Annotated in this window: 29 protein-coding genes; 11 read left to right on the top strand and 18 right to left on the bottom strand. The window is 74.1% G+C overall.

Annotation, left to right across the window (positions count from 1 at the left end; translation table 11 throughout):
- The coding region (locus tag NUM_RS16195; protein ID WP_207125696.1) for an integrase core domain-containing protein at positions 1–305 on the top strand (305 nt) is incomplete at its 5' end.
- Positions 306–344: 39 nt separating this feature from the next.
- Here the strand turns inward: NUM_RS16195 and NUM_RS16200 are convergent.
- From NUM_RS16200 to NUM_RS16225, 6 genes are all read right to left on the bottom strand, one after another.
- Positions 345–1,007 (bottom strand): nitroreductase, encoded by a 663-nt coding sequence (locus tag NUM_RS16200; protein ID WP_207125697.1) that lies wholly within the window; start codon positions 1,005–1,007, stop codon positions 345–347.
- An 81-nt stretch (positions 1,008–1,088) separates the two neighbouring features.
- A complete protein-coding gene (locus tag NUM_RS16205; RefSeq protein ID WP_207125698.1) occupies positions 1,089–2,324 on the bottom strand; it encodes a sialidase family protein in 1,236 nt (411 codons plus the stop codon).
- A 196-nt stretch (positions 2,325–2,520) separates the two neighbouring features.
- The gene (locus NUM_RS16210; RefSeq protein ID WP_207125699.1) at positions 2,521–3,636 is read right to left on the bottom strand and encodes a serine/threonine protein phosphatase; all 1,116 of its coding nucleotides are present in this window, start codon (positions 3,634–3,636) and stop codon (positions 2,521–2,523) included.
- Between the two features lie 35 nt (positions 3,637–3,671).
- On the bottom strand, positions 3,672–4,448 hold the full coding sequence (locus NUM_RS16215; protein WP_207125700.1) for a class I SAM-dependent methyltransferase: 777 nt from the start codon (positions 4,446–4,448) through the stop codon (positions 3,672–3,674).
- 190 nt (positions 4,449–4,638) lie between these two features.
- Positions 4,639–5,091, bottom strand: a complete 453-nt coding sequence (locus NUM_RS16220) for a PaaI family thioesterase (RefSeq protein WP_207125701.1) — start codon at positions 5,089–5,091, stop codon at positions 4,639–4,641.
- 75 nt (positions 5,092–5,166) lie between these two features.
- The gene (locus NUM_RS16225; RefSeq protein WP_225918619.1) at positions 5,167–5,715 is read right to left on the bottom strand and encodes a MerR family transcriptional regulator; all 549 of its coding nucleotides are present in this window, start codon (positions 5,713–5,715) and stop codon (positions 5,167–5,169) included.
- Between the two features lie 24 nt (positions 5,716–5,739).
- On the opposite strand from NUM_RS16225, the gene NUM_RS16230 reads away from it, so the two are divergent.
- Positions 5,740–7,146, top strand: a complete 1,407-nt coding sequence (locus tag NUM_RS16230; RefSeq protein WP_225918620.1) for an MFS transporter — start codon at positions 5,740–5,742, stop codon at positions 7,144–7,146.
- Between the two features lie 28 nt (positions 7,147–7,174).
- Here NUM_RS16230 and NUM_RS16235 read toward each other — a convergent pair whose 3' ends face one another.
- From NUM_RS16235 to NUM_RS16245, 3 genes are all read right to left on the bottom strand, one after another.
- On the bottom strand, positions 7,175–7,603 hold the full coding sequence (locus NUM_RS16235) for a VOC family protein (RefSeq protein WP_207125702.1): 429 nt from the start codon (positions 7,601–7,603) through the stop codon (positions 7,175–7,177).
- A gap of 62 nt (positions 7,604–7,665) precedes the next feature.
- On the bottom strand, positions 7,666–8,529 hold the full coding sequence (locus NUM_RS16240; RefSeq protein ID WP_207125703.1) for a DUF427 domain-containing protein: 864 nt from the start codon (positions 8,527–8,529) through the stop codon (positions 7,666–7,668).
- A 33-nt stretch (positions 8,530–8,562) separates the two neighbouring features.
- The gene (locus NUM_RS16245; protein WP_225918621.1) at positions 8,563–10,638 is read right to left on the bottom strand and encodes a Na+/H+ antiporter NhaA; all 2,076 of its coding nucleotides are present in this window, start codon (positions 10,636–10,638) and stop codon (positions 8,563–8,565) included.
- Between the two features lie 267 nt (positions 10,639–10,905).
- Here NUM_RS16245 and NUM_RS16250 point away from each other — a divergent pair, with 267 nt between their 5' ends.
- From NUM_RS16250 to NUM_RS16270, 5 genes are all read left to right on the top strand, one after another.
- Positions 10,906–11,418, top strand: a complete 513-nt coding sequence (locus tag NUM_RS16250; RefSeq protein ID WP_207125704.1) for a CGNR zinc finger domain-containing protein — start codon at positions 10,906–10,908, stop codon at positions 11,416–11,418.
- 9 nt (positions 11,419–11,427) lie between these two features.
- Positions 11,428–13,158: an MOSC and FAD-binding oxidoreductase domain-containing protein gene (locus NUM_RS16255; RefSeq protein WP_207125705.1), complete on the top strand. Its 1,731-nt coding sequence runs from the start codon at positions 11,428–11,430 to the stop codon at positions 13,156–13,158.
- A 105-nt stretch (positions 13,159–13,263) separates the two neighbouring features.
- A complete protein-coding gene (locus tag NUM_RS16260) occupies positions 13,264–14,373 on the top strand; it encodes a lactonase family protein (protein ID WP_207125706.1) in 1,110 nt (369 codons plus the stop codon).
- A 258-nt stretch (positions 14,374–14,631) separates the two neighbouring features.
- On the top strand, positions 14,632–15,411 hold the full coding sequence (locus NUM_RS16265) for an SDR family NAD(P)-dependent oxidoreductase (protein ID WP_207125707.1): 780 nt from the start codon (positions 14,632–14,634) through the stop codon (positions 15,409–15,411).
- Positions 15,412–15,466: 55 nt separating this feature from the next.
- Positions 15,467–15,589 (top strand): ribosomal protein bL36, encoded by a 123-nt coding sequence (locus tag NUM_RS16270; RefSeq protein WP_207125708.1) that lies wholly within the window; start codon positions 15,467–15,469, stop codon positions 15,587–15,589.
- Positions 15,590–15,652: 63 nt separating this feature from the next.
- On the opposite strand, the gene NUM_RS16275 is transcribed toward NUM_RS16270, so the two are convergent.
- Positions 15,653–15,880, bottom strand: a complete 228-nt coding sequence (locus NUM_RS16275; protein ID WP_207125709.1) for a hypothetical protein — start codon at positions 15,878–15,880, stop codon at positions 15,653–15,655.
- The gene (locus NUM_RS16280) at positions 15,877–16,524 is read right to left on the bottom strand and encodes an RNA polymerase sigma factor (RefSeq protein ID WP_225918622.1); all 648 of its coding nucleotides are present in this window, start codon (positions 16,522–16,524) and stop codon (positions 15,877–15,879) included. The genes NUM_RS16275 and NUM_RS16280 overlap by 4 nt, the downstream gene beginning before the upstream one ends.
- 390 nt (positions 16,525–16,914) lie before the next feature.
- On the opposite strand from NUM_RS16280, the gene NUM_RS16285 reads away from it, so the two are divergent.
- From NUM_RS16285 to NUM_RS16295, 4 genes are all read left to right on the top strand, one after another.
- Positions 16,915–17,391, top strand: a complete 477-nt coding sequence (locus tag NUM_RS16285; RefSeq protein ID WP_207125710.1) for a peroxiredoxin family protein — start codon at positions 16,915–16,917, stop codon at positions 17,389–17,391.
- Positions 17,392–17,551: 160 nt separating this feature from the next.
- Complete coding sequence (locus NUM_RS16290) at positions 17,552–20,275, top strand: AAA family ATPase (RefSeq protein ID WP_225918623.1); 2,724 nt, start codon at positions 17,552–17,554, stop codon at positions 20,273–20,275.
- Between the two features lie 137 nt (positions 20,276–20,412).
- Positions 20,413–20,547: a hypothetical protein gene (locus NUM_RS37675; RefSeq protein ID WP_263975129.1), complete on the top strand. Its 135-nt coding sequence runs from the start codon at positions 20,413–20,415 to the stop codon at positions 20,545–20,547.
- A gap of 28 nt (positions 20,548–20,575) precedes the next feature.
- A complete protein-coding gene (locus NUM_RS16295) occupies positions 20,576–20,863 on the top strand; it encodes a hypothetical protein (RefSeq protein ID WP_207125712.1) in 288 nt (95 codons plus the stop codon).
- A 67-nt stretch (positions 20,864–20,930) separates the two neighbouring features.
- Here the strand turns inward: NUM_RS16295 and NUM_RS16300 are convergent, their stop codons facing one another.
- The 7 genes from NUM_RS16300 to NUM_RS16330 all read right to left on the bottom strand — a co-directional run bounded on the left by NUM_RS16300 (position 20,931) and on the right by NUM_RS16330 (position 25,341).
- Positions 20,931–22,400 (bottom strand): dihydrolipoyl dehydrogenase family protein, encoded by a 1,470-nt coding sequence (locus tag NUM_RS16300; RefSeq protein ID WP_207125713.1) that lies wholly within the window; start codon positions 22,398–22,400, stop codon positions 20,931–20,933.
- Positions 22,401–22,523: 123 nt separating this feature from the next.
- Positions 22,524–22,781, bottom strand: coding sequence for a DUF6510 family protein (locus NUM_RS16305; RefSeq protein WP_207125714.1), 258 nt, complete (start codon positions 22,779–22,781; stop codon positions 22,524–22,526).
- Complete coding sequence (locus tag NUM_RS16310; RefSeq protein WP_207125715.1) at positions 22,778–23,524, bottom strand: ferredoxin reductase; 747 nt, start codon at positions 23,522–23,524, stop codon at positions 22,778–22,780. The genes NUM_RS16305 and NUM_RS16310 overlap by 4 nt, the downstream gene beginning before the upstream one ends.
- Entirely contained in the window at positions 23,494–24,093 is a 600-nt protein-coding gene (locus tag NUM_RS16315; protein WP_207125716.1) for a sulfite oxidase-like oxidoreductase, read from the bottom strand. Before NUM_RS16315 ends, NUM_RS16310 begins: the two co-directional genes overlap by 31 nt.
- A gap of 104 nt (positions 24,094–24,197) precedes the next feature.
- Positions 24,198–24,554 (bottom strand): VOC family protein, encoded by a 357-nt coding sequence (locus NUM_RS16320; RefSeq protein WP_207125717.1) that lies wholly within the window; start codon positions 24,552–24,554, stop codon positions 24,198–24,200.
- Positions 24,555–24,556: 2 nt separating this feature from the next.
- Positions 24,557–25,009, bottom strand: a complete 453-nt coding sequence (locus NUM_RS16325; RefSeq protein WP_207125718.1) for an SRPBCC family protein — start codon at positions 25,007–25,009, stop codon at positions 24,557–24,559.
- 5 nt (positions 25,010–25,014) lie between these two features.
- Positions 25,015–25,341 carry an ArsR/SmtB family transcription factor gene (locus tag NUM_RS16330; RefSeq protein ID WP_225918624.1) on the bottom strand — a complete coding sequence of 109 codons (327 nt, stop codon included), beginning with the start codon at positions 25,339–25,341 and terminating at the stop codon, positions 25,015–25,017.
- Between the last annotated feature and the right edge of the window lie 86 nt (positions 25,342–25,427).

Raw genomic sequence — 25,427 nt, forward strand, 5'->3', positions numbered from 1 at the left:
CCGACAACGGCGCCAACTACCGCGCGCACCGCTTCACCCGCATCGTGGCCAGCCACGGCGCCCGCCACCAACGCATCCGACCGTTCACACCCCGACACAACGGCAAGGTCGAACGCTACAACCGCATCCTGGCCGACGAACTGCTCTACACCCGAGCGTGGTCCAGCGAAGCCGAACGCGCCGCCGCCATCGACGTATGGAACGTTCACTACAACTACCATCGAGCACACACCGCCATCGGAGACCGCCCACCAGCCTCACGGCTGCACGCAGGCGTCACCAACGTCATGACCCAGAACAACTAGATGTGCCGCGGCTGGGCAACGTTCGGGCCGGTGCCGGTGTCACTCCAGGAAGGTGACGGTCTCCGCCAGCGGTGCGCGGGGGATGCGCGGGTGGGTGACGGCAGGGTCGGCGGAGCCGATCGACAGTCCGCAGAACAGCAGCCGTTCGCGCGGCGGCGCGACCACCGCGGCGACGCTGCGGTGGTACTCCGCCCAGGCGAGCTGGGCGCAGCTGTGCAGCCCCTCGGCCCGCAGCAGCAGCATCACCGTCTGCAGGTACATGCCGGCGTCGGCCCACTGTGGCGGCGCGGCGGCGCGATCCAGGTAGCAGAACAGTGCGGTACCGGCGCCGAAGCAGGCCCAGTTCCGGGCCCGGGCGCGGGCCCGGGCCGGTACGTCGTCGCGGTCGATCCCGAGCGCGCCGTACCGCCGCTCACCCAGTACGGCCATGCGGTCGTGCTGGCGTGGGGTGATCTCGGTGGGGTACACGGGGAACTCGGGCTCGTCGCCTCGGTCGCCGGCCGCCACCCGTGCGGCGACCTGTTTCGTCAGCTCGGCCAGGGCCGCGCCGGACAGCACGCAGCTGTACCACGGTTGCAGGTTGCTGCCCGACGGCGCCTGCGCGGCAGCACCGAGCACTCGTTGCAGCACCGCTCGGGGCACCGGCCGATCGGTGAAGCGGCGGATCGACTGCCGGGTCCGTACCGCGTCGTAGACGTCCATCGGGCTCACGGTAGGCAGTGCGGACGGCGGTGGCGGCGGCCTGCACCGGATCTGCACACGATCGGCCCGGCCGCCACACCGTCACAGGGGGCCGGTGGCGAGGAAGGCTTCGCAGGTGGTGCCGGCGTAGTCGGTGGCGATCTCGACGATCCGGGTCTGGTCGGTGGTCGGCGCGAGCGCGGAGCTGTAGTTCGGGCAGTAGTTGTCGTACGCGGTGGGCACCTGCACCGGTGCCGCGATGCGGTGCCACGGCCCGGCGCCGCCGGCGGAGTTGGTCAGCAGGGTGGTGCCGTTGCCGGCGTCGGACCCGCCGCCGGCGGTCACGTACAGCTGACCGACCAGCACGATCTTCCCGGTCGCGGAGCCGTCGTCGACGATCGCGGTGGTGGGCGTGTGCCGGAAGTGGGTACCGTCGTCGGCCACGATGCGGGTACCGGGCTGGGCCGGGTCGCCCCAGTCGGCGCCGTCGGCGGAGGTCCGGTAGTACACGTCGCAGGCGAAGCTGGAGCCGCAGATCTCGTAGGTCATGATCCGGGTCCCGTTGCGCAGCGTGCGCACCACCGCCATGCCCGGCCGCGCGCCCGAGTCGGCCAGCGACACCACCGGATAGGGGGTGGACCAGGTGATGCCGTCGGCGGAGAACACCTCCATCAGCGCCTGGCTGTGGGTGGGCTGCTGGGTCTCGTCGGAGTAGTAGAGCGCCAGCTGCCCTTCGGCGTCGACGTGCATCTCCGGTTCCCACAGGCCGCCGGTGTTCGGCGCGGTCAGTACGGTCGAGACCTTCGACCAGGTGGCGCCGTGGTCGGTGCTGGCCCACAGGTCGATGGACATCCGCCGGTTGTCGCCGGCGTCGGCGCCGAACGAGCCGGACCACAGCAGCGTGCCGGCCGGCATCGTGCCGACCGCGCTGGGCAGTTCGTAGACGCTGGTGCAGCAGAAGCCGCCCGCGGCGGCCGGATGGCGCACCTGACCGATCCGGTCGAAGCTGGCGCCGTCGTCGGTGCTGCGCCAGATCGCGCCGTACCCCTGCGGGTCGAACGAGACGGTGGAGGCGATCAGCTGCCCGTTCGCGTCGCCGGAGTGCGCCAGCCGGATCAACCGCGGGTACAGCTGGGTACCGGTGCCCAGCTCGGTCCCGGTCGCCGCCGGTGCGGCGGCGGGGTCGTCGGACGGGTGGGTGGCGGCGGCCGCTGGGTGCTGGGGCGCGCCGGCGCGGTGCGGCGCGGCCGACACGGTGGTGCTGCTGCCGACCAGCGCCAGGCAGGCCGCCACGGCGACGACGAGGCCGGCGAGCCGGCGCGGTGCCAGTACGGTCATCGCGACCTCCACGGTGCCGTTCGACCTGCCGCTTCGGCAGGCGGCGAGAAAACGATTTCCGTACAATACGCGGATAGGTGATGTATGTCCAGATTGCCGCCTCCGGCGGCCGCTCGCCCGCGCGCCGCGACCCGTCTGAACCGCGCGGCGCGGCGGTGAAGTCCGCCGGTGCCACCGGGCCGGCCGATCCGGCCGCCTATCCGGTGGACTCCACCAGCTCGGCGAGCGGGGGGAGGGCCGCGACGGCCGCGTCGATCCGGGCCGCCGGGTACGGCGTGCGGCGGCTGGTGCCGAACAGTTCCCAGTAGAAGTCGTTGACCGCGACCGTGACCGCCGCGTTCCGCTCGATCAGCGCCGCGATCGCCGGCGGCGCGTCGACGACCCGGGTACCGGCCGCGCAGCGGCGCAGGTAGTCGTTGCGGGCGGGGGTCCCGTCGGCGGCGCGCAGCGGCACCCCGCACACGTGCCCGACCAGCCAGTTGATCAGCTGGCTCAGCGCGTGGGCGACGTCGTGGTTGCGGTGGGCCGCCACGAAGGCCGCCTCGGCCGCGGACAGCGTGAACCCGGCCGAGGTCGCCAGGCCCAGATCCACCAGGTAGAGCCGCTCGCCGTCGGTGCGGACGTTGCCGAAGTGCGCGTCGAAGTGCCGCAGCCCGGCGGTGTCGAGGAAGCCGAGATCGACGCGCAGCCGCCGCTCCACCATCCTGGCCGCCGCGGCGATCGCCGCCGGCCCCGCGGCGAGCCGGCCGAGCAGCCAGTCGTTCAGGCCGTCCGGCACGTACTCCAGGAACAGCACGACGCTCGCCGACGCCGCGGCGGTCGCCTCGATCCGTTGCCGCACCGCTGGGGAACCGTGCAGGTACGCGACGGCGCGGTCGACGTCGGCGAGTTCGTCGGTCAGCGGTGGGCTGCCGGGCAGCATCCGCCAGTGGTACAGCAACGGGAACGCCTCGGTGCGTCGCGCGCGCACCCAGCCGGTGGTCATCGCGTTCGCGGCCACCTCCCGCCACACCCCGAACCCCGGGTGCCCGCCGACGCCGTACTGGCACCACAGCGGCAGGTCGAACAGGTTCGCCGTGGATCCGAGGTTCTCCGGGCGGCGTTCCCGGTCACTGAGCGGGATCCGCTTGACGAACACCGGCGTGCCGTCGACCGCCAGCAGCGCCGAGGTACCGCCGATCCCGTGCGCCAGCGGCCGTGCGCCGTGCACCAGCCGTACCAGCTCGTCGTCGGTGCGCGCCGCCAGCACCTGCGCGACCGCGTCGTCGCGGGCGAGCCGCGCATCGAGCTGTCGGGCCGCAGGTTTCGGCACGGGCGTCTCCGATCGGTGCTGGCGGCGGTCGTGGGTCAGGGCAGGGCGCGGATCAGCACCAGGGACCCGAGCAGCTCGCTCTGGTGCCGGAGCCGGCCGTGCCGCTGGTCCCAGGCGCCGGAGTCCAGCGCGGCGCGCAGCCGGTCGGTGTACTGCTCGGCCAGCGCGGGCTCGACGAAGCTCCAGGCCGAACAGGACTGCCGGGCGGCGGGGTCGAGCAGCATCTCCGGGCGCGCGTAGTACGCCTCGTTGAAGCCGTCGACGCAGTCCGCCGGGATCGGTACCGTCCGCACGTCGGCCCGGCCGCCCAGGATGCCGACGAGGTCGTCGATCGCCGGGTAGCGCCGGGCCTCGGTGTCGAGCACCGCCGGCGCGTACTCGTACAGCCAGAAGTCGCGGACCCGGTCCGGGTCGCAGGTCAGCACGACGACCGGCCCGCGGGCGACCCGGCGCATCTCGCGCAGCCCGGCGGCCGGATCGGGCCACTGGTGCACGCTGAAGGTGGTCATCGCGGCGTCGAACGCGTCGTCGCCGAACGGCAGCTGCTCGGCCACCCCGTCGACCGCCTCGGGCAGGTGCGCGGGACGCTGCGCGCGCATCGACGCGGACGGCTCGACCGGGGTGACCGCGAAGCGCGGCGACTCGTACGAGCCGGCGCCGGCGCCGACGTTGACCACGGTGCGGGCGCCGGCCAGCGCCTGCTCGATCAGGGCGGTGATGCGCGGCTCAGGCCGGCGGTACCGCGCGTACGCCACCCCGATCGCGCCGTAGTCGGCGTCCCCGGCGCTCCCGTCGGTCGTGCGTGCGCTCATCAGCAGGCCCCCTCCGCCGTGGTTCGTCCCGCCATCCTCACCCGCGGCGCCGCGCGGCGGCCCGGCTCGGTGTCGACGATCACGTGACCGCGGCGCCGCGCGGCGGCCCGGCTCGGTGTCGACGATCACGTGACCGCGGCGCCGTCCCGCGTCGGGATGCGCCGGCCTCGCCGCGCGGTTGCCGGGCGTCTCAGGACTCGCGGGGGACACCGATGACGGTCTGCTGGCCGACGGCGACCAGCTTGCGCGCGGCCGCGGTCACCGCGTGCACCTCCAGCTGGCAGACGCTCAACGTCCGCCCGGACCGGACGACGACGCCGGTGGCTTCCAGCCGGTCACCGGCGGCCGGGGCGAGCAGGTTCAGCTTGTACTCGACGGTCAGCACCTCCGCGGTGTCCGGCAGCATGGTCAGCGCCGCGTACCCGCCGGCGCTGTCGGCGATCGCGCTGGTCGCCCCGGCGTGCACGTACCCGTGCTGCTGGCTGACCTCCGGGCGGCGCGCCAGGCTGATGCCCACCCGACCGGCCGCGACCTGCACGAGTTCGGCGCCGAGCAGCCGCATCAGCCCCTGCCGGCCGAAACTCTCGCGGATCCGGGCGACCACCTCGGGTGTGGCCTGGTCGTGGGTTGCGGCATCGGGCACGGGGTCTCCCTGAATCGGCGGTCGTGGTTGCGGCGGCCACCCGGATCCGGCGGTACGGGTCGGCCCGGTCGACGCTCAGCGGGCGGTCGGGGCCCAGAGCTGGTCGGCGTCGCCGGCGGCGAGGCTGCCGCGGTAGACGTCGATCTTGTGGTCGATGAGCGTCAGGTTCTCCTGGATCTCGGCGAGCCGGGCGCGCACGTCGGCGCGGTGCGCCTCCAGCAGGGCGAGCCGCTCGGCCTCGTTGCCGGGGCCGGCGGCGACCAGCTCCGCGTACCGGCGGATGCCCCGGATCGGCATCCCGGTGGCGCGCAGCTTGGTGCAGATGACGACCCACTTGAGGTCGAGTTCCCGGTACCGGCGACGGCCGCCGCTGGTGCGGTCGACCGCGCTGATGACCAGCCCGGCCCGCTCGTAGTAGCGGAGCGTGTGCACGCTCACCCCGGTGCGGCGAGCGGCCTCGGCGATCGTCACGCCCTCGGCCGGCAGCGGCTCGCGCGGCCTCTTGCGCCGGGGCGGGTGTTCCGACGCCTCCTCGCGCCGAGCCGGGTGGTCCGAACGGTCGTCCCGGGTCGTCGATGGTGAGCGTGTCGAACCGGACTTCGACTGCGGCTTGACTTCGAGCACGCTCTAAATCCTAGCGTCGGTGGCATGAGTTCACCCGTGTTGTCCCCCGCCCGGCCGGCGACGCTGAGCCGGCGCCGCCGGTACCTGGTGCTCGCGATCTGCTGCCTCAGCATGGTCGTGGTGGTGATGGACATCTCCGTCGTCAACGTCGCACTTCCGGCGATCCGCCACGATCTGCACGCCACCGAGGCCGGGCTGCAGTGGACCGTCGACGCGTACACGCTGGTCCTGGCCGGGTTCCTGGTGCTGGCCGGGTCGACCGCGGACCGGGTGGGTCGGCGGCGGGTGTTCCAGCTCGGCCTGGCCGTGTTCGGGGTCGGGTCGCTGCTGTGCGGGCTGGCGCCCGGGACCGGTTGGCTGGTCGCGGCGCGGGCGGTGCAGGCGGTCGGCGGCACCATGCTCAACCCGGTGGCGATGGCGATCGTGGCGAACACGTTCACCGGTGCGGCGGAGCGGGCCCGAGCCATCGGCGTGTTCGGTTCGGTGTCCGGGCTGGGGCTCGCGCTGGGGCCGATCCTCGGCGGCGGCCTGGTGGACGCGTTCGGCTGGCGCGCGGTGTTCTGGCTCAACGTCCCGGTGGTGGCCGTCGCGCTTCTCGCCGCCGCACGCTACCTGCCGGAGTCGCGGGCGCCGCGGGCGCGCCGGTTCGACCCGGTCGGTCAGCTGCTGATGGTGGTACTGCTGGGCAGCGTGGTCACCGCGATCATCGAGTCGGGGTCCCGGGGCTGGGGCTCGCCGCTGATCGTCGGGCTGCTGGTGGTCGCGGCGCTCGCGGTGGCCGGCATCGTCCGGTACGAGCCGCGCCGGGCCGACCCGCTGCTGGACCTGCGGCTGTTTCGCCGCGTGCAGTTCAGCTCCGCGATCGTGCTCGCGGTGTTCGCGCTCTGCGGGTTCGGTGCCTTCCTGTTCGTGACCACCCAGTACCTGCAGGACGTGCGCGGGATGTCGCCGGTCGCCGCGGGGTTGTGCCTGCTGCCGGTCGGGGCGCCGGTACTGGTGATCTCGCCGCTGACCGGCCGCGTCGTCGCCCGCTCCGGCCCGGTACCGCCGCTGCTGGTCGCCGGCAGCGCGCTGGCGCTGGGCGGGGTCGCGTCCCTGTGGCTGCGACCCGGCACGCCGCTGCTCGCGGTACTGGCGGTGTACCTGCTGTTCGGCGTGTTCCTGGGCACGGTGAACCCGCCGATCAGCAACACCGCGATCGCCGGGATGCCGCGTTCGATGGCCGGCCTGGCCGGCGCGCTCGCCTCCACCGGCCGGCAGACCGGTACCACGCTGGGCGTCGCGGTGTCCGGCGCGCTCGTCGGGCCGGCGCTGGCCGCCGGCGGTACCGGGTTCACCGGCGCGGCGCACGCGGTGTGGTGGATCGTCGCCGCGCTCGGCGCCGGCATCATCGCCCTCGCCCTGCTCGGCGCCCGTACGGCCCGCCCGTGACGGCACCGACCCGGAACGGCGGCGCCCCTCACGGCCGGTGGCCGCGCTCCTGGATCGTCCAGGTGTTGCCGTCCGGGTCGGCGAAGTCGACGAAACTGGCGTAGTCGCGCCGCTCCGGGTCCACACCGGGCTCGTGGTCGCCCTGCCAGTCTGGCACGGATCGCTTGTGCCGCAACGGACCTAGCGGTACGCCGCGGGCCGCGAGCTCGTCCCGCGCCGCCTCGACGTCGGTGACCACGAGGTAGCTGGTCCGGGTCGATCCCGGCAGCGCGTCGGTGAGCCCGACGCCGAACTGGATCGAGCAGGCCGAGCCGGGCGGGGTGAGCTGCACGACGCGGAACCGGTCGTTCGGCCGGTAGTCCACGTCGAGCCGGAAGCCGACCCGGTCGGTGTAGAACGCCACCGCCCGGTCCACGTCGCCGACCGGCAGCGTCACGGCCTCGATCGCGTAGTCCACGGTGCGTCCGCCTCTCTTCGTTCGGTGGTGCTCGGATTCGCCGCCGCGCCGGGCGCCGGCGCTCACTGCGTGCGGCGCAGTTCGTCGACGTCGAGGCCGCGGTCGATGCCGTGCGGGACGACGGCCTGACCCGGCTCCAGTTCGAGCCGGGTGCCGTCCAGCGTGACCTCGACCAGGTCGGTTTCGAACGAGACGAACCCGGCCACCGCGCCGACCTCGGGCCACGCGTCGACGTACGACCAGCCGGCCCGGCGCCGCTCGCCGATGTCGTAGTAGCTCGCCAATCCCTTGTACGGGCAGAAGGTCTGCCCGTCGACCGGGGTCAGCGCCGACTCGTCGACGTCGTCGCGCGGCACGTACCAGCGCGGTGCGAAGCCCGACTCGTACAGCGCGAGCGGGTGCGTGGTGTCGGCGACGACCCGGTCGCCGTCGCGCACCACCAGGTGCCGCGAGGTGTGCCGGACGTCGATCCGGTGGTACGGATCGGCGGCGTGGCCGACGATGCGGTCGTCCTCCTCGTAGAAACCGTCCATCGCCCGCCAGGCGAACGCGACCCGGTCCCGCAGCACCGCGGCGTGCGCCGGCGGGTCGACGAACCCGTACCCGGCGCGTCTGGTCTCGGCGGTGCCGGCCTTCGCGGTGTACCAGCCGGTGGTGCCGAGCACCCGGTGCTCGGTGCTGCGCTCCTCGCGGGTGAGCACCCCGTCGGCGACGTCGGTCAGCGGGAAGAACGCCACCGGGTAGCGGCCCGGCTCGTGCAGCAGCACCACGTCCTCGCTGTCGGCGATCCACTCGCCGCCGAACCGGACCCGCATCCGGCGGCGCAGTGGCTCGGCGAACAGCAGCGGTTCGGGCAGCGGTTGAGCGACCAGGAACCGCCCGACCGGGTGTGCCGACAGCGGTGCCTGTTGCCATGCCAGTCCCATGATGTCTCCCTGTTTCGTTGGTGTACCGGGCGATCAGGCCGCGGCCAGCTCGTGCCGTCCGCGGGCGTGCGCCGGCGCGGCGGGCAGCGCGGTGGCGCTGCGCCGGGCGGCGTCGATGGCCGCCGCCAGCGCGGCCGGATCCTGCGGCCCGTCGTGCCGGCGGTCGTTGATGAAGAACGTCGGCGTACCGGCGACGCCGCTGCGGTCGGCCGAGGCGACGTCGCGCTCGACCCGGGCGGCGAACCGGCGCTGCCGCAGCGCGCGGTGGAACCGGTCGACGTCGAGCCCGAGGTCGCCGGCGTAGCCGAGCAGGTCGCCGGGTTCGAGCCGGGTCTGGTGGGCCAGCAGCGCGTCGTGCATGGCCCAGAACGCGCCCTGCTCCCCGGCGGCCTCGGCCGCCTCGGCGGCGAGCTGGGCATGCGGGTGCACGTCGGGCAGCGGCAGGTGGCGCCACACGTACCGGATGTCGGTGTGCTCGGCGAGCAGCTGCCGGGCGGTGGGCGCGGCCATCTCGGTCCACGGGCACTCGAAGTCGCCGTACTCGACGACGGTGACGACCGCGTCGACCGGCCCGCGGACGTGGTCGCGGCCGGTGTCGACCGGGGTGTCGAGATCGCGCGGCGCCTGCTGCCCGCCCAGCAGCGCCCGGGTGCGGGTCGCCTCCGGCAGCGCGGCGGTGAGCCGGTACACCAGCAGGCTGCTCAGGCTGGCGCCGGCGGCGGCGAGCAGGATGCCGAGGGTCGCGTCGGCCAGCTGCTGCCCGGTGAACGCGAGCCCGGCGACCAGCAGCGACACGGTGAACCCGATGCCGGCGATGGTGCCGCTGCCCAGTACCGCGGCCCAGCCGACCGGTGGCCGCAGCGCGCCGTGGCTGCGCCGCGCGATCAGCCAGGAGGTACCGAGCACGGCGACCGGCTTGCCGAGCAGGTACGCGGCGACGATACCGATGGTGACCGGTGCCGTCAGCGCGTGCCGCAGCGACCCGGCGTCGATCGGGACGCCGGCGTTGGCCAGCGCGAACAGCGGCACGACGAGCAGCCCGGTGGCGGTACGGAAGGTGTGTTGCAGCCGGTCGTTCGCCGACAGCGTGGCGGTCAACCCCATCGTGGCGGTGCGCGCCAGCTGCGGGGTGGGCTGCTCGCGGAACAGCCGTACCGCCCGGGTCGCCTGCTGCAGGTCGCTTCGCCGGGGCAGGTGCGCCGGGGTGGCGAGCCCGATCGCGAGCCCGGCGACGACCGGGTCCACGCCGCTGGCCAGCAACGCACCCCAGACGGTCACGCCGAGCAGCACGAACACCGGCATCCGGTGCCGGTCGCCGAGGTACCGGCAGGCGAGCACGCCGAGGTAGGCGACCGCCGCGACGGCGAGGGCGGCGGGGCGGACGTGGCCGCTGTAGGCGATCGCGATGACCGCCAGCGCCACGATGTCGTCGACCACGAACACGGTCAGCACGAACGTCCGGATCCGGGCCGGCAACTCGCGCCCGACCACGGTCAACACGCCCAGGGCGAGAGCGGTGTCGGTGGACATCGCGGCGCCCCAGCCGGCGGCGCCCGGCCCGGCGGCGGTGATCGCGAGGTAGATCAGCGCCGGCAGCGCCATCCCGGCGAGGCCGGCGGCCAGCGGCACGATCAGCCGGCGGTGGTCGCGCAGCTCGCCCAGGTCGATCTCGCGCCGCGCCTCCAACCCGACGACCAGGAAGAAGAGCGTCATCAGGCCGCTGTCGACCCAGCCCCGCAGGTCGAGCGCGGCGACGGCGGGGCCGATCCGGACGGTCAACGGCCAGTGCCACAGCGCCTGGTAGCTGTCGGGTGCGGCGTTGGCCCAGACCAGCGCGGCGACGATCGCGGCCACCAGCACGGCGGCGCCGGTCGTCTCACCGGCGCGCAGCCGGGCGAGCCGCCCGGGCCGGCCGGCCACCATCGACATTCCGCTCATCGCCGTTCCCGCCATCGCCGTACCGGTCCGCGCCATCCCGGCCGCGGGCGTCCCGGCCGCTGCCCTCCCCACCGCCGGCATCCGGGCCATCGGCATCCCGGCCATCGGGGTCCCGGCCATCGGCGTCGCGGCCGTGGACAGCTCGGCCATCGGCATCCCGGCTGAGGGCATTTCGGCCGTGGTCTCGGCCGTCGGCATCCCGACCGTGTCCGTTCTGCGTACCTCGGTCGCCGTCGTACCCGGTGTCGCGTCTGCGGTGCGGCCCCGCGTCGCCGTTCGCATCGATCGTCCCCCAAGCCGTCCGCGCCGTGGCCGGGTCGCCGGGACGTCGCCCGGCCGATCCGCGACCAGCTAACCAGTTAAATAGCTATTGCTGGTTAGAGTGGAGCACGCTACGCTGTAACCTGTCAAGCAATTGGGAGGGGTTAGGTCGAGGTGATGACGGAGACAGGCGCGGAGACGCTGCTGCTGGACCTGCTGAACACCACCCCGGTGCTCGACGGCGCGGTGCGCGACGAGCTGGCCGACCCGGCCGCCGCGGGTGGCTGGCTGGCCCGGCACGGTCTGCCCGACTCGGCGGCGGAGCGCCGCCACCTGGTCGCCGCACGCGACGCGCTGCAGCAGGTGGTGCGCGGCACGGCACCGGCGAGCACGCTCGCCGGCTTCCTCACCGGTGCGAGCTATCGACCCTCGATCGCCGGCGACGGCGTCGCCTGGACCGCCGAACTGCCCGCGGGCGGGCACGCGGCGGCCCGCGCCGTGCTTGCCTGGGACCAGGTGCGGGTCGAGCATCCCGACCGGCTGCGACCGTGCGCGAACCCCGACTGCCGGCTGTTCCTGCTCGACCACAGCAAGCCGAACCGGGCCCGCTGGTGTGCGATGGCGGTCTGCGGCAACCGGATGAAGGCCCGCCGGCACTACCAGCGCAGCCGGTCGACCGCGGCGAACTAGGAGGGCGAGATGGCCACGCTGTTGTCGGTCAACGTCGGGCTGCCGCGCGACGTGGCCTGGCAGGGCCGCACCGTGCACACCGGCATCGTCAAGCACCCGGTCGAGGGGCCCCGGCTGGTCCGCCGGCTCAACGTGGACGGCGACGGCCAGGGCGATCTCGCCGGGCACGGCGGAGAGATCCGCGCCGTGCTGGTCTACCAGCGCCAGTCCTACGACCACTGGCGCCGCGAGCTTCACCGCGACGATCTGGACCCCGGCCGCTTCGGGGAGAACTTCACCGTCGATGGGCTGCCCGACGACCAGGTGCACATCGGCGACCGGTACCGGATCGGGTCGGCCGAGTTCGAGGTCACCCAGCCGCGGGTGACCTGCTTCCGGGTCGGCCTGCGGCTGGGCGTACCGGAGATGCCGTCGCTGCTGGTGTCCCACCACCGGCCCGGGTTCTACCTGCGGGTGCTCACCGAGGGGTACGTGCAGGCCGGCGACGAGATCGTGCGGACCCGGACCGGCCCGCACGAGCTGACCGTCGCCGCCGCCGACGCCCTGCTGTACCTGCCCGACCGGGACCCGGAGGCGCTGCGCGCCGCGCTCGACATCCCCGCGCTGAGCCCCGGCTGGCGGCAGTCGTTCCGCGATCTGCTGGAGGCGCCGGCCGCCGCCCCGCCGATCGGCGTCGAACCCGCCGGCTGGCCCGGCTTCCGGCCGATGCGCATCGCCCGGATCGTGCCGGAGAGCGCCACCATCACCTCCATCCACCTGCGCGCCACCGACGGCGCCGGCCCGCTGCCGCTACCGCGCCCCGGCCAGTACCTGACGGTGCGGGTGCCGGGCGCGGGCGACCCGGCACCGGTGCGCAACTACTCGCTGTCCGCGGCGTCCGAGCGCGACTACCGGATCAGCGTCAAGCGCGAGCCGCACGGCGCGGTGAGCGGGTACCTGCACAGCCGGCTGCGGGTGGGCGACACCCTGGACGTGGCCGCGCCGCGGGGCGAGTTCGTCCTCGCCGGGCCGGCCGCGTCGGTGGTGCTGCTGTCCGCCGGCGTCGGTGCCACCCCGGTACTGGCGATGCTGCACGCGCTGGCCGCCGCCGGCGACGAGCGGCAGATCTGGTGGCTGCACACCGCGCGCACGGCGGCCGACCACGCGTTCGCGGCCGAGGCGCACCAGCTGCTGGCCAAGCTGCCCCACGGGCACGAGCGAATCTATTACACCGCAACGGATCCGGCCGTGCCGCCGGCCGCGCCGGCGGTGGCCGGGCGGATCGACCGGGCGGCGCTGGCCGCCCTCGACCTGCCCGCTGGTACCGTCGTCTACCTGTGCGGCCCGGAGGGGTTCATGACCGCCATGCGGGCGGCACTGGCCGAGCTGGGTGTCGCCGACGCGGACATCCACACCGAGCTGTTCGGTGCGCTGGCGCCGATCAATCCCGGCATCACGGGAAGCGCGGGCGTGCCGCCCCATCCGCCGGCGGGCGCCGCCGGTACCGCGCCGCAGATCACGTTCGCGCGCAGCGGGTTGAGCGTGCAGTGGCGGGACGACTTCCGTACCGTGCTGGAGTTCGCCGAGGCGTGCGACGTGCCGACCCGCTGGTCGTGCCGTACCGGGGTGTGCCACACCTGCCAGACGGCGCTGCTGTCCGGCGGGGTGCGCTACCGGCCGGCGCCGCTCGAACCGCCGGAGCAGGGTACCGCGCTGCTGTGCTGCGCGGCCCCGGACGGCGATCTGGTCCTCGATCTGTGAGTCCCGCACCAGCGTGCGGATCCACACACTTTCCCGGATTCGGTAAGTACGGCCCGGTCGGCGGCCACCAACCAACGACCTACCGGAACCGGGTGAGGAGACATCGTGAAGGCCAGGAAGACTCTGGTGGCGGGGGCGGCCTTGGCCGCCGCGGCCGCCGCACTGGGTACCGCCGGCACGGCACAGGCGCACGGGCAGCGCGGCGGCTCGGTGTTCGTGCAGACCGACAACCCGGACGCGAACAGCGTGGTGGCGTACGACCGGGCCGCCGACGGCACGCTGCACCGGGCCGGCACGTACGCCACCGGCGGGCGCGGGGGAGTGCTCGGTGGCTCGCAGATCGATCACCTGGCCTCGCAGGGCGCGCTGGCCAGGTCGGGCAACACGCTGTTCGCGGTCAACGCCGGCAGCAACACCGTCAGCGTCTTCGGTGTGCGCGGCGACCGGTTGCACCGTAGCCAGGTGCTCGGCTCCGGCGGGGCGTTCCCGGTCAGCGTCGCCGTGCACGGCTCGATGGTGTACGTGCTGAACGCGCGCGACGGTGGCTCGGTGCAGGGCTTCCTGCGGCTCGGCGACCGGCTGGTACGGGTCCCGGGCTGGCACCGTGGCCTCGGCCTCGACGCGGACCAGACGCCGGAGTTCACCAGCACCCCGGGGCAGGTCGCGTTCACTCCGGACGGGACGAAGCTGGTGGTGACCACCAAGGCCAACGGCAACCAGATCGTGGTGTTTCCGGTGTCACCACTGGGGTTGGGTCGCGCCGTGACCACACCGGACGCGGGCAACGTCCCGTTCGCCGTCACGTTCGACCCCGCCGGTCGGCTGCTGGTGGCGGAGGCCGGCCCGAACGCGGTCGCCACGTTCACCGTCGGCCGCACCGGTTCGCTGCGGCTGGCGTCGCGGACCGCGACCGGGCAGCAGGCGACCTGCTGGATCACCCGGTCGGGGCGCTCGGTGTACGTGTCGAACGCGGGCAGCGCGACGGTCTCGCAGTACCGGTCGGGGCGGGGCGGGCTCACCGCGACCGGGACGGTGCCCACCGACCCGGGCACCGTGGACGCGAGTGCCAGCTCCGACGGCCGGTTCCTCTACGTGCAGACCGGGGGGACGGGCACGGTCGACGAGTTCCGGGTCGGCCCCACCGGCGCGCTCACCCGGATCGGCTCGGTGACCGTACCCGGTGCGGTCGGTGGCGAGGGCATCGTCGCCTCCTGACCGCGGTACCGGGTCGACCCTGCCGGCCACCGACGGCGGGCTCGACCGCATACGGCGGCCGATGGCGGGGTGGACCGCATCGGTAGCCGACGGCGGGCTCGACCGCATCGGCGGCGGACGGCGGGCTCGACCGCACCGGCGGGATCGACCGCGCGGGCGGCCGACCCCGCCGCTCGCGGCCGGCCCGGTTCCGCGGGCCGGCCGCGTGCGGGGAGGGCAGTCCGGTAAGACCGGAGCCGGCGACCGACACGAACGGTCATGCACACTTCCGAACACACCGGCCCGCTGTCCGGCCGGCTCGCGGTCGTCACCGGCGCGGGCCGCGGGATCGGGCGCGCCGTCACACTGGAGCTGGCCCGGTCCGGCGCCCGGCTGGCCCTGGTGGCCCGCAGCGCCGGCGAGCTGACCGCGGTGCGCGACGAGCTGACGGCCGCCGGCGCGTCGGCCGCCGCGTACCCGACCGATCTGGCCGAGCTGCCCGCGGTGGCCGACCTGGGCGCCCGCATCGAACGCGACCTCGGGCCGGTGGGCGTACTGATCAACAACGCCGGCGTCGTCGGCCCGATCGGCCCGACCGAGCAGCTGACCGCGGCCGACGTCGACCGCTCGTACCGGGTGAACGCGATCGCACCGATGCTGCTCGCGGCGGCGTTCCTGGCGTCGATGCGCGCGGCCGGCTGGGGCCGGATCGTGAACGTGTCCACCGGCGTCGTCGCGCGGCCGGCGGCGATGCTGCGCGGCAACACCTACGTGGCGGCCAAGAGCGCATTGGAAGCGCACAGCCTCAACCTGGCCGCGGAACTGGCGGGTACCGGAGTCACGGTCAACGTGTACCGGCCGGGCCGGGTCGACACCGCCATGCAGGGCTGGATCCGGGAGCAGGACCCGGAATCGGTCGGTGGTGGCCTGGTCGAGCGGTTCGCCGAGTCGTACCGGTCCGGCGAGCTGATCTCGCCGGCACACTCGGCGCGGGTCCTCGTCTCCGGGCTCGGCGGTACCGACACCGGGCGGATCCGGGACGTCGCCGACGCCGGGTGAAGCGGGAATTCCGCTGCCGGGTGCGGCGTTGCGTGCGGCGGAGGGGGTGTCGAACGTGAAGGTACGCAACTCGGTTCGGGCGCTTCGGGCGAAGGACGGCTCCTTCGTGGTGCGCCGGCGGGGCCGCATCTTCGTGCTGAACAAGCGCAACCGCCGCTGGAAGGCCCGGCAGGGCTGATCGCCCGCGGTCGACGGGCCGTCCGGTGAAACGGGGCGGCCCGTCGTCGTACCCAGGCGACGGTCAGGCCAGGGCGAGCAGGCCGGCCAGGTCGTCCGCGCACGGGCCGCAGACCCGCAGGTGTACCGCGACGCCAGGCCACCGGTCGGCGGGGTCCAGACCGGCGAGGATCTCCTCGGCGTACACGTCGAGCACCTCGCGGGTGCGTCCGCAGCCGGCGTCGTCGTCGTGCGTGGTCAGGAAGGCCAGCAGCGCCTGGCGTCCGTCGGTCGTCGGGTCGGGCTTCGTCATCGTGCTTCATCCTCACCGAGGTGGCCGTGGGCGACCAGGTGGGCCCGGATCTTGCGTCGCGCGTCGAAGACCGCCTTGTAGACCGCGTTGCGGTTCGACCCGATCTCGGCCACGTAGGCGTCCAGTGGCATGCCGTCGGCCACGATCGCCACGAACGCGTCGCGCTGCCGGCTGGTCAGTACCGTCGAGACGGCCTCCCGGACGGCGGCCAGCAGGTCGGCCGACTGGGCCGCCTGTTCCGGGGAGAAGCCGAACCGGTCCGGCAGCCGCTCCCACTGCTCGGTCTCCAGCGGCTGTGCGGCACGGGCCCAGAAGTGCCGGGAGACCTTCGCCCCGACCTCGAACACCACGAACTTGTACACCCAGGTGGTGAACCGGCTCTCGCCGCGAAACTCGGGCAGCTTGCGCAAGATCGACACCAGCGCGTCGTCGGCGGCCTGGTGGGCGATGTCGTCCAGCTCCGGGCCGGCCAGTCGGAGCCGCCCGGCGCGGCGACCGGTCTCGGCCCGCGCCGCCCGGAGCAGCAGGGCGTGCAGCCGCGCCTGGGCGGAGACGTACGACGCGCCCCGCAGGTCGGCGAGCCACTCCCGGGTCTGCTCGTCGGCCACCGGCCCGGGCGGCTTGGACGTCGATGCGGATGCCACGCACCGAATATAGGCACGCCCCGGCGGCGGCGGGGTCGAGCGGCCGGCGGCCGTTTCCGGTCGGTAAGGAGGCTCCCCCCGGCGCTGGCCCCACCGGGCGATCGTGGCCGCCCGGAAGAACGCCTGCGTCCGGGAGAACGCCTACCGTCCGGGAGAACGGTGCCGCCCGGAAGAACGGCGCCGTCCGGGAGAACGGTGCCGCCCGGAAGAAGGGTGCCGCCCGGAAGGAAGGGCGGAGCCGGGAAAGAACCGTACCGCCCGGCGGTAAGAAAGGGGGCCGGTGCCGCCACTCACCAGTGTGGCCGGCGTCGGTCGGCAGGAAACGCCGGACGCCCTGCACGTCGTTCGGCGCCGGCCACCGCCCTGTCCCGCTCGTTGCGAAGGATCCCGATGGCCCTGCTGAACCCTGGTGACACGTTCCCCGACCTGACCGTGCACCTGCCCGCCGGCCGCAGCCTCACCCTGCCCGACGAGGTGGCCGGCCACTACGGTGTGGTGCTGGTCTACCGCGGCTCCTGGTGCCCGTACTGCAACGCGCAGCTCGCGTCGTTCCAGCGGGCGAAGGACAGGCTGGCGGCGGTCGATGCCCGGGTGGTGGCGCTGTCGGTCGACGACGAGGCGACGACCGCGGAGCTGGTCGCCAAGCACGGGCTGGAGTTCCCGGTCGGGTACGGCGCCGACGCCGCCGAGGTGGCGGCCGCGACCGGTGCGTTCGTCAACCCCGACCCGGTCTACCTGCAGTCGACCGGGTTCGTCCTGGACCGCGACGGCCGGGTCGTCGTGTCGGTGTACTCCAGTGGCGCGATCGGTCGGCTGGTACCGGCCGACGTGGTCGGCCTCGTCGAGTACCTGGACGCGCACGCCTGAGGTGCCGCGCCGACCGAGGAACACGGTGAAGCGGGTTCGGTACAGGCGGGTGCGGGCGTAGCTTGTGTACGGCGACATGTTTCGCGGTGGCTACCCGATCAACGTCCGCACCGCCGGCGCGGCGGTCTCGACGCGGACGGACCCGGTGCGGAGGGGTCGCGTGCTGGTCGACCGACGTACCGAGGCGCAGGCGCTCGACCGACTGCTCGACGACGTGCGGGCGGGGGAGAGCCGTGCCCTGGTGTTGCGCGGCGAGGCCGGCATCGGCAAGACCGAGCTGCTCCGGTACCTGCGGGGCAGGGCCGGCGATCACCGGATCGTGCCGGCCGCCGGTGTCGAGGCCGAGAGCGGCTTCGCGTTCGCCGGTCTGCACCAGGTGTGCGTGCCGCTGCTGGACGGCCTGCGCCGGATTCCGGAGCCGCAGCGCGTCGCGTTGACCATCGCGTTCGGGTTGGACACCGGCCGCCCGCCGGATCCGTTCCTGGTGGGTATGGCGGCGTTGAGCCTGTTTGCCGAGACCGCCCGGGAACGGCCGTTGCTGTGCGTGATCGACGACGCGCAGTGGCTGGACCGGTCCTCGGCTCAGGTGCTCGGGTTCGCCGCGCGGCGGTTGCAGGCCGAGTCGGTGGCGCTGGTGTTCGCGGTCCGCGACGGCGGCGACCGTACCGAGGCGCCGGAACTGGCCGGGCTGCCCGAGCTGCTGGTGACCGGGCTGCCCGAGGCGGCGGCCCGGGCCCTGCTGGCGTCGGCGCACGCGGGCCCGGTCGACGGCGGTGTGCTGGACCGCATCATCGCCGAGAGCCAGGGCAACCCGCTGGCTCTGCTGGAACTGCCCCGCGGGTTCACCCCGGCGGAGCTGGCCGGCGGGTTCGGACTGCTCGACTCGGTACCGCTGCCGAGCCGGATCGAGGAGAGCTTCCGGCGCCAGATCGCGGTCCTGTCGCCGACTGCACGCCAGATCCTGTTGACCGCCGCGGCCGAGCCGGTGGGCGATCCGGTACTGGTGTGGCGGGCGCTGGACCGGCTGGGCGTCGACGTGGACACCGACCCCGCGTCCCGGGCGGCGACCGAGGAGTTCGTGACGTTCGGTGCCCGGGTGACGTTCCGCCATCCGCTGCTGCGCTCGGCGGTGTACCGGGCCGCCGGTGCGGCGGATCGTCGCCGCGTCCAGCAGGCGCTGGCGCAGGTCACCGACTCGGCCACCGACCCGGATCGGCGTGCGTGGCACCGCGCGCAGGCCACCGTCGGTGAGGACGAGGAGGTCGCCGCGGAACTGGTGCGGTGCGCGGCGCGGGCGCAGGCCCGGGGCGGCCCGGCGGCCGCGGCGGCGTTCCTAGCACGCGCGTCGGAGCTGACCCCGGACCCGGCCCGGCGCGCGCAGCGGCTGCTCGCCGCCGCCGAGGCCGAGTACCAGGCAGGGCTGCCGGAGCGGTCGGTACGGCTGCTGGCCCGCGCGGAGGCCGGCCCGCTGGACGAGGTGGCGCGGGCACACGCGTACCTGCTGCGGGCCCGGATCAGCTTCACCCTCGACCGCGGAGTGGCGGCGCCGGGGCTGCTGCTGCGGGCGGCGAACCGGTTGCAGCCGCTGGACCCGCGGCTGGCGCGGGAGACCTACCTGGAGGCGATGCAGGCGGGCTGGTTCGTCGGCGACGGCGGGCCGGGACCGACGCTGCGCGAGCTCGCGGCAGAGGCGCTGGCGGCCCGGGCCGCACCGGACCCGGCCGACGCCTGCGACCTGCTGCTGACCGGCCTCGCGGTGCGTTACCGGGACGGCTTCCCGGCCGGTACGCCGCTGCTGCGGGAGGCGTTGTCGCAGCTGGCGGCCGGGCCGGGGGACGAGGCGGGGCTGCGGTGGCTGTGGTTCGCCGCCACCTGCGCGATGGACGGGTGGCAGTACGCGGCGGCCGACACGATCACCGACGCGTTCGTGGCGCGGGCGCGCCGGTCGGGCACGCTGACCGCGCTGCCGCTCGCGCTGGCGCAGCGCATCGTGGTGCAGGTGTTCACCGGCGAGCTGGCCGCCGCGGACGGGCTGGTGCACGAGTTCGACGCGGTGCGGGCCAGCACCGGCCTGGACGAGCCGTCGTACGCGACCCAGCTGCTCGTGGCCTGGCGGGGCGCGGAGGACGCCACCGCGGAGCTGGTGGCGGCCACGACCAAGGAGGCGACCCAACGCGGCGAGGGGCTCGGTGTGGCGGCCGGCGGGTGGGCGCTGGCGGTGCTCTACAACAGCCTGTGCCGGCACGACGAGGCGCTGGCCGCGGTACTGCCGGCGGCGGAGTCGGACGCCGACCTGGGCGTGGTGACCTGGTGCTCGCTGGTCGAGCTGATCACCGCGGCGGCCCGGCTCGGTCGGAACGAGCTGGCCGCCGACGCGGTGGCGCGGTTGCGGACGATGACGCAGGCGGCCGGTACCGACTGGGCGCTCGGGCTGGAGGCGCGCTGTCAGGCGCTGCTCGCCACGGACCCCGAGCCGCACTACCGCAGCGCGGTGGATCGGTTGGCGGGTACGCCGATCCGCGGTGAGCTGGCCCGCACCCGGCTGCACTACGGGGAGTGGCTGCGGCGGCAGAACCGGCGCGCCGATGCGCGCCGGCAGTTGCGCGGTGCGTACGAGATGTTCGGGGACATGGGCATGACGGCGTTCGCGGCGCGCGCGGCACGGGAGCTCGGCAGTACGGGCGAAACGGTACGCAGGCGCAGCGGCGGGAACGCCGCCGACCTGACGCCACAGGAGGTGCAGATCGTCCGCCTGGTCCGGGCCGGACTGTCCAATGTGGAGATCGCGGCCCGGCTGTTCATCAGCCCGCGCACGGTGGAATGGCACCTGAGCAAGACGTTCGCGAAGCTGGGCGTCACCTCCCGGCGGCAGCTGCGCCGCTGACCGCACGGGCCCGGCGTACCGGCCCGGCCCGGGCGCCGACCGGTGGCCGGTACGGGCGCGACCCGTACCGCGACGGCCGCAGGCTGTGGGGGTGCGCCGGTCCCGGCGCCGCGGTCGAGCCAGCGGGGGTGAGAGCGATGCCAGCCGTCCATCATCGGTACGCGATCATCGACGGCCACCGGTCGTTCCACCGCGAGGCCGGCGACCGGCCGGCGGCGGAGCTGATCCGCGACTTCCTGTCCCGCCGCCTCCGGCACTCCGCGGCGGCCTGACCGGCCGCCGACCTTTCGGGAGGCAACGATGACACGATCGATCGCGTGGGACCGGGTGACCCCGGCCGACGTGCGGCGGGCGATGACGGAGTACGACACGCTCGGGCCGCGGCGGTTCTTCGCCGCGCACGGGTTCGCACCGACCACCACCTACACCCTGGTGCACCGTGGCCGGTCGTACCCGCCGAAGGCGATGCTCGGGGTCGCCTACGAGTTCGCGACCGGGGAACGGCTGGCCTCCGGCGACTTCGAGGGCGGCCGGGCCGGTGCGGTCACGGTGCTCGGCCGGCTCGGCTTCACCGTCGAGCACGTCTGATCGACACCCGGCCGTGCCGGCCGCGCACGCCTTCGTTCCCTCTCGTTGCGGGGCGGCCCCGCGGCCGTCAGCCGCGGTAGGCCTCCAGCAACCGCAACCAGACCTCGCTGATGGTGGGGAAGCACGGCACCGCGTGCCACAGCCGGTCGATCGGCACCTGACCGGCGACCGCGATCGTCGCCGAGTGCAGCAGCTCCGCGACACCCGGGCCGACGAACGTGACGCCCAGCAGCGTCTCGGTGTCCAGGTCGACCACCATCCGGGCCCGCCCCTGGTACCCGTCGGCGTACAGCAGCGCGCCGACCACCTGGCGGCCCAGGTCGACGTCCACGGCGCGGACCCGGTACCCGGCCCGTTGCGCCTGCGCCGCCGACAGCCCCACCGCGCCGACCTCCGGGTCGGTGAACACGGCCTGCGGTACGGCGGCGGTGTCGGCGGTCGCCGCGTGCGCACCCCACGGTGCGTCGTCGAGCGGCGCTCCGGCGGCCCGGGCCGCGATCGCGGCGCCGGCGATGCGCGACTGGTACTTGCCCTGGTGGGTCAGCAGCGCGCGATGGTTGAGGTCGCCCACCGCGTAGAGCCAGTCGCCGTCGACGCCGCGCACCCGGCAGCTGTCGTCCACGTCCGGCCACGAGCCGGCGGTCAGGCCGACCGTGTGCAGCCCGAGGTCGCCGGTGTTGGGCTTGCGGCCGGTGGCCAGCAGCACCTCGTCGGCCTCGAGCTCGCTGCCGTCGTCGAGTACCAGCCGGACCGGCCCGGTACCGCCGGGGCGGCTCAGCTCGGTGACCGTGACGCCGAGCCGCACCTCGACGCCGGACTCCTTGAAGCCCTGCCCGACCAGTTCGCCGACGAACGGTTCCATCCGGGGCAGCAGCCCGGACTCGCGGACCACCAGCGTGACCGTGGCGCCCAGCCCGTTCCAGGCGGTGGCCATCTCGACGCCGACCGGGCCGCCGCCGACGACCGCGAGCCGGCCCGGCACGGTACCGCTGTCGGTGCCCTGCCGGTTGGTCCACGGGCGGGCTTCGGCGATGCCGGGCAGGTCGGGCAGCGCGGGGGAGCTGCCGGTCGCGAGCACCACCGCGTGCCGGGCGGCCAGCCGGACGATCCGGTCGTCGGGGGTGGCCACCGAGACCCGGCGTGGCCCGTCGAGCCGGCCGTGTCCGCGCACCAGGACGGCGCCCTGGCCGTCGGTGACCCAGTCGGCCTGCCCGCTGTCGTCCCAATCGGTGACGTAGCGGTCCCGGCGGGCGAACACGCCGGCCGGCGCCACCCGGCCGGTCACCGCCTCCCGGGCGCCGTCGACCCGCTGCGCGTCGGCGACCGCGAGGACCGGGCGCAGCAGCGCCTTGCTCGGCACGCACCCCCAGTACGAGCACTCGCCGCCGACCAGCTCGCGCTCCACCACCGCGACGCTCAGCCCGGCCGCCCGGGCGCGTTCGGTCAACACCTGCCCGACCGGGCCGGCGCCCAGCACGATCACGTCGTAGCTGTCCTGCGCGGGCCCGTTCGCCCCACCTGCCGCCGCCTCGGTCATGTCCGTTCCTCTTCCCCGCTGTCCGCGATCGGTCCGAGGCCTCCATGCTCGCGGTCGGGTGGCGGGTTCGAACCCGTGCCGACCACCGGTCCGGCCCCAGGGCTGGCGACCCCGGTGGGCGGGTCAGGCGGCGGGGTTCAGGTCGGCGAAGCCGAGGGCGTCGACGCAGGTGACGCCGCGAACCTCGACCAGCACCAGCAGTACGGTGTCGCAGCCCGGGCAGCGCGCGACGGTGCCCGGTCCGGCCAGGTACACCGCGAGCGCGCCGAGCCGGTTGCGGTCGCCGCAGTGCCCGCAGACGCCGGTCGCGGTGGTCATCTCGGTGCCGAACACCGCCTGCAGGGTGCCGGCGATCGCGTTGCCGTCCAGTCGGTCGGTCATGACGTTCCCCCGAAACGTTCGGTGCGGATCCGGCCCGGGTCGTGGCCGAGCCCGACCAGCGCGTTCGCCGTCGCCTCGACGAACCCGGTCGGGCCGCAGACGTACACCGCCGGTTGCTCCTGCGGCGGCCAGCTGACCTGGCGCAGCAGCGCGGTGTCGACCCGGCCGGTGTACCCGTGCCAGCCGGGCGGCTGCGCGCGGGTCAGCGTGATGCTCACGTCGATGCCGTCCCGGGCGGCCAGTCGCAGCAGCTCGTCGCGGTAGATGACCTCGTCGTACGAGCGTGCCGAGTACAGCAGCCGCAGCGGCGCGGCGCTCATCGCGGCGCCGTGTTCGCGCAGCACGGCGCGAAACGGCACGATGCCGGAGCCGCCGGCGACCAGCAGCGCCGGACCGGGATCGGTGGCCCGCCAGACGAAGTACCCGCCGACCGGGCCGCGCAGCTCGATCGGGTCACCGACCCGCAGCTCGTCGACCAGGTACGGCGAGACCTCCCCGTCGTCGAGCCGCTCGACGGTGAGGACCAGGTGCCCGTCGCTCGGCGCCGAGGCGATCGAGTAGCTGCGCTGCGCCTGGTACCCGTCGTCGGCGGTGAGCCGCACGTCGACGTGCTGGCCGGCCAGGTGGCCGGGCCAGTCGGGCACGTCGAGGCCGATGCTGTGCGTGCGGTCGGTCTCGACGACGACCTCGCGCACGGTGGCGAGCTGCCAGCTCAGTCGCCGGCGTAGCGCTGTTCTTTCCATGGGTCTCCGTAGTTGTGGTACCCGTAGTTCTCCCAGAACCCGGGGTGGTCGTCGTCGCGCAGCTCGATGCCGCGCACCCACTTGGCGCTCTTCCAGAAGTACAGGTGCGGGACGAGCAACCGGGCTGGGCCGCCGTGCTCGGCGGTGAGCGGCTCGCCCTCGTACTCGTAGGCGATCATCGCCTGGCCGCCGGTCAGGTCGGCCAGCGGCAGGTTCGTGGTGTACCCGCCGTCGGAGAACGCGAGCGCGTAGTCGGCGCTGGTGTCGATGTCGGCCAGCAGCGTGTCGAGCGAGACGCCGCGCCAGTGCGTGTCCAGCTTCGACCACTTGGTCACGCAGTGGATGTCGGTGGTGATGCTCGTGGCGGGCAGCGCCCGCAGCTCGTAGAAGCTCCAGACGACCGGTTCGTCCACCGCGCCGCGAATCGTGAACGTCCAGTCCGCCGCGAGCCGCCGTGGCGTCGGCCCGGCCGACAGCACCGGGAAGTCACGCGTCACGTACTGGCCCGGCGGTACCCGGCTGGGGTCGGCCTCGGCGCTTCTGCGGCCGTGAAACCCACGGGTGACCATTCTCCACACCCCTCACCTCGACGCCCGAGCGGTCGGTACCAGTGTGTCCCGGGATCGGGTCGCGGGTACCCGTGTTTCCCCCGGGTCCACGCCCGGGTGCGCGGTCAGTACACCTCGCGGAAGTTGCCGACCAGCTGGATCGAGTTGCCATCGGGGTCGGGCAGCGGGCAGAGCCGGACGCCCTTGTTGGCCTCGATGATCTCGCCCGGGTCCAGGCCCAGCTCGCGCAGCTCGCGGACGCCCTCGTCGAGGTCGGACACGGCGAGGTTGAGCAGGCCGTACCCGGCGCGCCGGGCGTCCTCGGTGACCTGCACCCAGCCGCCCGGGACGACCTGCCACTCGATCAGGTTCGGCATCGGGTCGTTGTCCGGTTCGCGGCCGAACAGCCTGGAGTACCAGGCCCGGGCGGTGCCGATGTCGCGCACCGCGACGACGGCCAGTACGTGCTCCACGTGCGCCATGATCAGTTCTCCTTCGGCTCGTCGGCGGCGAGCTCCGCCGCCAGGGTGTCGAGTTGCTGCGCGGTGCCCTGCTCGCGCCACTGCGGCTGCTCCTGGCCGGGCAGGTACATGCCGTGCTCGGTCAGGACCACCCGGGTGCCGGCGCCGTCGGGGTGGAACTCGACGCTGGTGACCGACACCGTGGACAGCTGGTCGCCGGTGTGCATGGTCGAGGTGGTGAGAATGCGTTCGTCGGGGGCGATGTCGGCGTAGCGGGCCGTGTAGGTCAGCGGGCGCCCGTCGCCGTCGTGGCCCTGGACGGTCTCCAGACCGCCGACCGTGAAGTCCTGGGAGTGTTCGGCGCCCTGGGCCATCCAGCGCTTCCGGGCTGCCGGCGTCGCCCAGGCGGCGAACACCCGCGCGACGGGCGCCGGGAAGTGCCGTTCGAGGGTGAACGTCGAGTGCGTCACGTCCATGATCATCATTCCTTCAGGTACTCGTCGAGTCGGTCGAGTTGCCGTTCCCCGTGGGTGCGTTGGTCGCCGAGCCACCGTTCGGCGGTGCGCAGTGCGGTCGGTTCGAGCCGGCAGCTGCGCACCCGGCCGGCCTTCTCGGTCACGATCACGCCCGCCCGCTCCAGCACCTGCAGGTGCTGGATCACCGCGGGCAGCGACATCGCCAGCGGCTCGGCCAGCGCCGTGACCGTCGCCGGGCCCCGTACCAGCCGTTCGACGATGGCGCGGCGGGTCGGGTCGGCGAGGGCCTGGAAGACGCGGCCGATCGGATCGGCACCGGATTGGTTAGGCACATGCTTAACTATTGCGGCCGGCCGGCAGAAAGTCAAGTGGTTGCTTAACTGTTTACCGCCGAGCAGGCCGCTGGCGGTCGGTTGGC

The organism is Actinocatenispora comari (assembly GCF_017312725.1).
Taxonomy (GTDB): Bacteria; Actinomycetota; Actinomycetes; order Mycobacteriales; family Micromonosporaceae; genus Actinocatenispora; species Actinocatenispora comari.